The organism is Nostocoides sp. (genome assembly GCF_035343835.1).
GTDB lineage: Bacteria > Actinomycetota > Actinomycetes > Actinomycetales > Dermatophilaceae > Nostocoides_A > Nostocoides_A vanveenii.
In genome coordinates this window covers 1-6,777 of record NZ_DAOQZV010000177.1, presented here as the reverse complement: position 1 = coordinate 6,777, position 6,777 = coordinate 1, and the positions used below count along the sequence as shown (strand labels likewise).

The 6,777-nt window shown below is 70.0% G+C and carries 8 protein-coding genes; 7 read left to right on the top strand and 1 reads right to left on the bottom strand.

Features of this window, described 5'->3' with window-relative positions:
• From PKH97_RS12050 to PKH97_RS12020, 7 genes are all read left to right on the top strand, one after another.
• A partial coding sequence (locus PKH97_RS12050) for a M1 family metallopeptidase (protein ID WP_324387708.1) occupies nt 1–1,486 on the top strand: 1,486 nt, incomplete at its 5' end.
• A 74-nt stretch (nt 1,487–1,560) separates the two neighbouring features.
• Nucleotides 1,561–2,586: a Gfo/Idh/MocA family oxidoreductase gene (locus PKH97_RS12045; RefSeq protein WP_324387707.1), complete on the top strand. Its 1,026-nt coding sequence runs from the start codon at nt 1,561–1,563 to the stop codon at nt 2,584–2,586.
• Nucleotides 2,587–2,730: 144 nt separating this feature from the next.
• The gene (locus tag PKH97_RS12040; protein ID WP_324387705.1) at nt 2,731–2,994 is read left to right on the top strand and encodes a hypothetical protein; all 264 of its coding nucleotides are present in this window, start codon (nt 2,731–2,733) and stop codon (nt 2,992–2,994) included.
• Nucleotides 2,991–4,061, top strand: a complete 1,071-nt coding sequence (locus tag PKH97_RS12035) for an FAD:protein FMN transferase (protein WP_324387703.1) — start codon at nt 2,991–2,993, stop codon at nt 4,059–4,061. Before PKH97_RS12040 ends, PKH97_RS12035 begins: the two co-directional genes overlap by 4 nt.
• A complete protein-coding gene (locus PKH97_RS12030) occupies nt 4,058–4,621 on the top strand; it encodes a ferric reductase-like transmembrane domain-containing protein (RefSeq protein ID WP_324387701.1) in 564 nt (187 codons plus the stop codon). Before PKH97_RS12035 ends, PKH97_RS12030 begins: the two co-directional genes overlap by 4 nt.
• Nucleotides 4,618–5,718 (top strand): NADH-ubiquinone oxidoreductase-F iron-sulfur binding region domain-containing protein, encoded by a 1,101-nt coding sequence (locus tag PKH97_RS12025; protein WP_324387700.1) that lies wholly within the window; start codon nt 4,618–4,620, stop codon nt 5,716–5,718. Before PKH97_RS12030 ends, PKH97_RS12025 begins: the two co-directional genes overlap by 4 nt.
• On the top strand, nt 5,711–5,941 hold the full coding sequence (locus PKH97_RS12020) for a ferredoxin (protein ID WP_324387699.1): 231 nt from the start codon (nt 5,711–5,713) through the stop codon (nt 5,939–5,941). The genes PKH97_RS12025 and PKH97_RS12020 overlap by 8 nt, the downstream gene beginning before the upstream one ends.
• A gap of 147 nt (nt 5,942–6,088) precedes the next feature.
• Here the strand turns inward: PKH97_RS12020 and PKH97_RS12015 are convergent, their stop codons facing one another.
• The gene (locus PKH97_RS12015; RefSeq protein ID WP_324387709.1) at nt 6,089–6,532 is read right to left on the bottom strand and encodes a sterol carrier family protein; all 444 of its coding nucleotides are present in this window, start codon (nt 6,530–6,532) and stop codon (nt 6,089–6,091) included.
• Nucleotides 6,533–6,777 lie beyond the last annotated feature (245 nt).

Sequence of the window (6,777 nt, the reverse complement as noted above, 5' to 3'; positions counted from 1 at the left end):
TACGACGGGCGTCGCCGCAGCGGCGGCTACCGCGCTCGCCGCGCCACTGGCATTCGCGGCCCCCGGCCCCGGTGCCGGCGGCATCGGTGACCCGTACTACCCGGCATACGGCAATGGGGGGTACGACGTGAGCAATTACAACTTGTTCGTCGACTATGTCCCAACAACCGGGCGGATCACCGGCACGGCGATCATCACGGCCAAAGCCACCCAGGATCTCAGCTCCTTCAACCTGGACCTGATGCTCACCGCCAAGACCGTCACCGTCAACGGCAAGCCCGCCGAGTTCGCCAAGCCCGACCCGCACGAGCTTGTCGTCAAGCCCTCGCTGCCGATCAAGAACGGCGCGACCATCGTCGTCAAGATCACCTACACCGGCATCCCCAGCAAGATCAGCTACGGCGGCATCAACCCCTGGATCGGCAGTGGCAGCGAGGCGATCGCCCTCGGCGAGCCCGAGATTGCCGCCTGGTGGTTCCCGAGCAATGACCACCCGCGCGACAAGGCGACCTTCGACATGAAGTTCACCGTCCCCAAGGGCCTAGAGGCCATCGGCGCCGGCGACTTCGTGGGCAAGACGAGTGGCACCACCACGGACACCTGGACCTGGAAGTCCCCGCAGCCCACGGCCACCTACCTCGTGTATATGGCCGTCGGCCAGTTCGACGTGCTCACCGGCACCCAGAACGCGCGGCCGTTCACCTCCGCGATCACGACCACGCGCAATGACGCGGCGGTCACGCGTGCCAAGACCGACGTGTTGCGCACTCCGGAGGTCATCAACTGGGAGGCCGCGCAGTTCGGTCCCTATGCGTTCAAGCAGGTCGGCGGGGTCATCGCCAACCAGAGCTTCGGCTTCGCCTTGGAGACCCAGCAACGCCCCGTCTATACCCCCGACTTCTGGGGCAACGGCAGCAATATCTACGTGATCGTCCACGAGAACGCCCACCAGTGGTTCGGCGACTCGGTGAGCGTCTACAACTGGCGCGACATCTGGCTCAACGAGGGCTTCGCGACCTATGCCGAGTTCCTGTGGTCGGACAAACACGGCGAAGGCACGACCAACCAGTTGCTCGAGCAGTACTACGCCGGCCTCGCCGGCGACTCAGACTTCTGGAAGCTCCCGATCTCCAATCCCGGCGCGCACAACGAGTTCTCCTGGGCGGTCTACATGCGCGGCGGCATGACCTTGGCCGCGCTGCGCAATCTCGTGGGTGACGCCACGATGACCAAGATCCTCCAGGCGTGGACCAGCAGCAAGAAGGGCAGGAACGGCTCGATCGCCGAGTTCACCTCGCTGGCCAAGCGGGTCTCCGGCCGCGATCTCGACACCTTCTTCAAGAACTGGCTCACCGTGCGCACCGCCCCGGCGCACACGGCGGCCAACGGCTTCCTGGCTACTCGCGAGACCGGGACGGCCAGGTCGGCCGACACGATCCTGCAGAACGCCAAGCGGCAGGCCGCCATCCAGCACGGTCACAAGTAGTCCCTCGCCCGCCGGCGCCGGGGATCGACATCCCGGCGCCGGTCGGCACCGACCTCGATCCTCGGGAGCACCTCGTGTCCTTGCCCGTCAGCCGCGTGCCCGACCCGATGACCGCGCCATCGATCCGGTGGGGGATCCTCGGCTCGGGAATGATCGCCAGCGCCTTCGCGTATGCCGTTCGCACCGGCACCTCATCCACCGTCGCCGCAGTGGGCAGCCGCGACCTCGACCGAGCGCGCGCCTTTGCTGCCGAGCATGATGTAGCCACGGCATACGGCTCGTATGCCGAGCTGGTCGCCGCGAACGTCGACGTCGTCTACGTCGCGTCGCCGCACTCGGAGCATCGCGAGCACGCGCTCCTTGCCCTGCAGGCCGGCAAGCCGATCCTGGTCGAGAAGGCCTTCACCCGCAATGCCGCCGAGGCAGCGGACGTCATCGGCACCGCCCGCGAGCACGGGCTCTTCAGCATGGAAGCGATGTGGTCGCGCTTCCTGCCGCACTACGACGTCGTGCGGCAACTGGTCGGCGATGGACATCTGGGCCGCGTCCACACCGTCTTCGCCGATCACGGGCAACTGCTGTGGCCGGGCGGGCCGCGACGCCTGGCCGACCCGGCGTTGGCCGGCGGCGCCCTGCTCGATCTGGGGATCTACCCGGTCTCCTTCGCCGAGATGGTGCTCGGCGAGCCAGCCGATCTCGTCGCGGTCGGCACGCTCACGCCGCAGGGTGTCGACTCGACCACCAGCATTGTCGCGACCTCCCGCAGCGGCGCGCAGGCCGTGCTGAACGCGACGATGGCCGCCAAAACGCCGACTACCGCAGTCATCGCCGGCGACCAGGCACGCATCGAGATCGACGGCGACTTCTACCACCCCAATACGGTTCGGTTGCTGTCCACGGCCGGCGAGCCAATCGGGACCTGGGCATACGACCTGGACAGCGCGCATTTCGGCTTGCGCTACGAAGCCGCCGAGGTAGCTCGCTGCCTGGTGGCCGGCTTGACCGAATCACCCGTGCTGCCCACGGACACCACGCTCGCGATCATGCGCACTCTGGACCGGGTGCGAGCTCACACCGGCGTTCGTTACCCGGGCGAATAGCTTCGGGCGCCCCTCGGCGAACTTCCCGCAACTCCAAACGCCCTCGCTTGCCGGCGCACAGCAGGCGCACAGCACGCGGCGCGACCGTGGTGGTCAGAACGGATCAGCAAAGGCCGATCCGGCACCAGCAAGGAGTCCGCCACCATGACCCGCATTCCTGCCCTCGACAAGGCCCGCCGCTTCACTGTCGCCGGTGTTGTTGCCGCCGCATTGTCGAGCGGAGCCATCACCTTGCATCTCGCCGATGCCAGCTCGACCTCGGCGAGCACTGTGGCAGTGACGACGTCCGGCTCGAACTCATCGTCCGACACCACTTCGTCGGGCTCGACGTCCTCCTCGGACTTCGGCAGCACGACGTCGGTCCAGTCGTCCACTGGCAACGCACAGACCACCACTGCCGGTTCGTGAGCGCCGAGCCAATGACCCTCTCGACCCTCGCGGCACCGACCACCGCGCCGCTCCCCACGCACCCCTCGGACGCACCCGCGCCCGCTGCGCCCAGGTCGGCGAGCTTCGCAGCCATCGGCACGGCCAACCGCGTCCTGACGACCCGGCCCGAGACCCTCGGCCCTGCCCTGGCGATCACTCGGGAGCATCTCGCCGAACTCGACGCCGCCGTCTCGCGGTTCCGGCCCGACTCGGAGGTCAGCTCCCTCGCCCGCCGCGCACAGAACGGCCCCGCCTGGGCCTATGTCTCGGCCACCTTCGCGCACTACCTGGACCGGGGCCTGCACGCCGCTCGGTTGACCGGTGGCCTGGTCGACCCCACGATCGGTGCGGCCCTGGTGCAGGCCGGCTATGACGTCGACCTCGACGTCGTCCGCGCCCGGCGTGCGCGCCCGACCCGCTCAGCGGACCTGGTCATCCACGCACCACCAGCCCTACGACCCGACCTACCTGATCACCCGGGTTCGATTCCGGGGTGGCGGGCGATCGAGTTCGATCCGCTATCTCGACGAGTTGTGGCCCCGCAGGGCACCCTGATCGACCTCGGGGCCAGCGCCAAGGCGGCGGCCGCCGATCGCATCGCGGATCTCCTCGCTGCCGCGCTGCCCGGCGGCTTCCTCGTCAATCTCGGCGGGGACATCGCCAGCAGCGGCGAGCTGCCCGTTGGTGGATGGGACATCGGCGTCGAGTCGGCCGACGGCCGGATCCTCCAGGTCGTCAGCGGCACCGGTCAGGCCTTCGCCACCTCCTCGACCCAGAAGCGCACCTGGGCGACGGCCGACGCCGCGGAGCCGGATCATCATCACATCCTCGACCCGCGCACCGGACGCAGCGCGCAGACCCGGTGGGCTCAAGTCACCTGCGCGGCCGTAAGCGCACTGGAGGCCAACGCGGCATCGACCGCGGCGATCATCCTCGACGGCGAGGCGCCCGCCTGGCTGGCGAAGAACGGCATACCGGCTCGCCTGGACGCCCTCGACGGCGCGGTCGTGACCACCCCGGGCTGGACGCTGGAGGCGAGGGCGTGAACGAGCTGCTCTGGTACCTCTCGCGCGCGACCGGCATCGCGAGCATCGTGCTGCTGACCACCGTCCTGGTCCTCGGCGTCGTCACCTCCGGCCGGCGCCTGCCGACCGGCGAGCGCGCCACGATCGTCATGGCGATGCATCGCTGGCTCTCCCTCGGGATGGTGACCTTCCTCATCGGGCACATCACCACTGCGATCGCCGAGACCTACGTCTCGATCGACTGGGTCTCTTTCCTGATCCCTTTCACCTCGGCGTATGCCCGCGTGTGGGTCGGCCTCGGCACTCTCGCGGTCGACATCCTGGCCGCGGTCATGGTGACCTCGCTGCTGCGCCACCGAATCCCCGAGCGCGCCTGGCGGTCGATCCATTGGCTGTCCTACGCCATGTGGCCACTCGCCCTCGCCCACGGCATCGCCCTGGGCACGTCCGCCCAACCCATCCTGCGCGGCATCACCATCGCGTGCGGCGCGGCCGGCGCAGCCGCCCTCGCGTGGCGGACCACGACGACGTATGCCGATCGTGACCGTCGCCGCGTCGCCCTCGCCGGGGAGTGGTCATGACTCTCATCGATTTGCTCGACCAGGCCGGCCTGACCGGCCGCGGCGGTGCGGCGTTCCGCACGGCGATCAAGGTGCGGGCAGCCGCTGAACACGGAGCAACGCTGATCGTCAATGCCTGCGACGGCGAGATCGGCGCGACCAAGGATGCCTGGGTGGTCGAGAACCAGCTCGACGGTCTGCTCGGGGGCGCGCGCCTGGTCGCCGGCGACCATCCGATTCGCGTTGCGGCGCATCGGGGTTCACGCGCAGTTGCACTCTTGGCCGCCGCCGGAGTCGACGTTCTGGAGGTGCCGGTCAGGTATGTCTCCTCGGAGGAGAGCGCACTCATCTCGCTCGCCAACGGTGGACTCGCACGCCCGATGACCAAGCGCGCTCCCTTTGTCACCGGTGGGCGCGATGCGCGGGGCCGGCGCATCCCGCCGACGGTGGTGCTCAACGCCGAGACGGTATGGCGCATCGCCCAGATCGCCGAGCACGGCCCGGACTGGTTCCGCCGGCAGGGCACCGCGCTCGAACCCGGGCCGCGCCTGGTCACCCTCACCGGTGCCGTCGCCGCGCCGCATGTGATCGAGACGGCCGCCGGGGCGCGGCTGGGCGATCTCTTCGGTGCGGCAGGTGGCCTTCTCGACGCCGAACTCGTGTGGGTCGGCGGGCTCGCCGGAGTGCTGATCCCGGCACCGGAGGCCGCCCGGCTGCTCTGGAGCAGCACCGATCTCGCGTCCTACGGCGGCTCGATCGGCTCCGGCGTCGTGTGGGCCCTCGACCCCGCCGAGTGTCCCGTCGCCTTCGTCGACCACATGTTGACGTATGCCGCGGGTGAGTCGGCCGGTCAGTGCGGCCCGTGCATGTTCGGCTTGCCGGCGCTGGCGGCGGACTGGCACGACCTCGCCGGGGCTCGATCCGGCCGCGCCGTCGACGCCGCTGATCGACTGACTGCCCGCGTCGCCCTGCTCCCGGATCGCGGCGCCTGCCGCTACCCCGACGGCATTGCCCGATTCGCCGCATCGGCCGCCCGGGTCCTCGCGGGCCATCTCGATCAGCATGCACGCGGCACCTGCCCCCCAGCCCGGACCACAAGGAGTCTCGTCAATGCCTGAGAAGACCCAGCCTGTCACCCGGGCCGTCCCTGCCGGCCGGACCCGGATCGCCGTGGATCGCGTCGCCTGCACCGGGCATGGGCTGTGCGCCCAACTATTGCCGGCATCGATCGCGCTCGACGAATGGGGGTATCCCATCGTCACCGATCCGGAACCCGCGAGCACGGACGCGGACGTCGCGATCCGCTTCTGTCCCGCCCGCGCGCTCTACGCCCGCCCCTGAGGTCGTGGGGCACCTGGCCACCCCGGCCCTGTCCACCCGGCCCCGCTCCCACGCCCGTCGATCGGCTCCGGGCCCGTCGGGCCTCAGCGCGTTGGGGGAATGGGCATATTGACGTGTCAGAGCACACCAAATCTTCGTCGAGCGGGGTCAGGGCGTCCACAGGGGCAACAGGTCGGCCATGCGCGCGCGTATGCCGCTCCAGCGCAGTCCCCCTCGATCCTCGGCATCCTCCCAGGTCAGGCGACCCGTCGCGAGGCCGAGCCAGGTGTCGGCGTCGGTCTCGACCGTGTTGGGCGGTGTGCCACGCCGATGGACCGGCCCCTCAAGGCACTGCACCGCACCGAAGGGAGGTACGCGCACCTCGACGCTTCGACCGGGATGCCGGGTCGCCAGTTCCTCGAGCGTAAAGCGCACGGCGGTCGCCAGCGCCTCGCGACCAACTGCGCCGCCCGGGCCTACCGAACCGCCCCCCATGGCGCCCAGCTCACCTGTACCGACGAGGTCGGGCCGGCGTGCAGGGTCGGTCGCTTCGGCCCACGCGGCCAGCGCCGCGCGTCCGGAGTCGACAGGGATACGGCGACGCGGCGGCATACGTCCATCGTCGCTCATGCCGGGCCATCTCCGGCGACTCGCACCGGAGACGGCCCGCCAACCAGCGCGCGGCGTCAGCCCCGGTAGGGCCGTGCCTGGGCCGCTGCGTAACGCGCATCGGCCGCGTCGATCGAGGCCCTCGAGGACAGGTCGACCCCGGCGCGCGCGGCGGCTGCGCGCGCCGCGGGGGGGGTCAGGTCGGGAGCCACGAAACGTTCCGGGACGATCGTGCGGTCGGCGGCGGC

Excerpts from the sequence above, each read along its gene's own strand:
- PKH97_RS12025 (WP_324387700.1), top strand. The coding sequence starts at position 4,618 with ATGACTCTCATCGATTTGCTCGACCAGGCCGGCCTGACCGGCCGCGGC.
- PKH97_RS12015 (WP_324387709.1), bottom strand. The coding sequence starts at position 6,532 with ATGCCGCCGCGTCGCCGTATCCCTGTCGACTCCGGACGCGCGGCGCTG.
- PKH97_RS12020 (WP_324387699.1), top strand. The coding sequence starts at position 5,711 with ATGCCTGAGAAGACCCAGCCTGTCACCCGGGCCGTCCCTGCCGGCCGG.
- PKH97_RS12040 (WP_324387705.1), top strand. The coding sequence starts at position 2,731 with ATGACCCGCATTCCTGCCCTCGACAAGGCCCGCCGCTTCACTGTCGCC.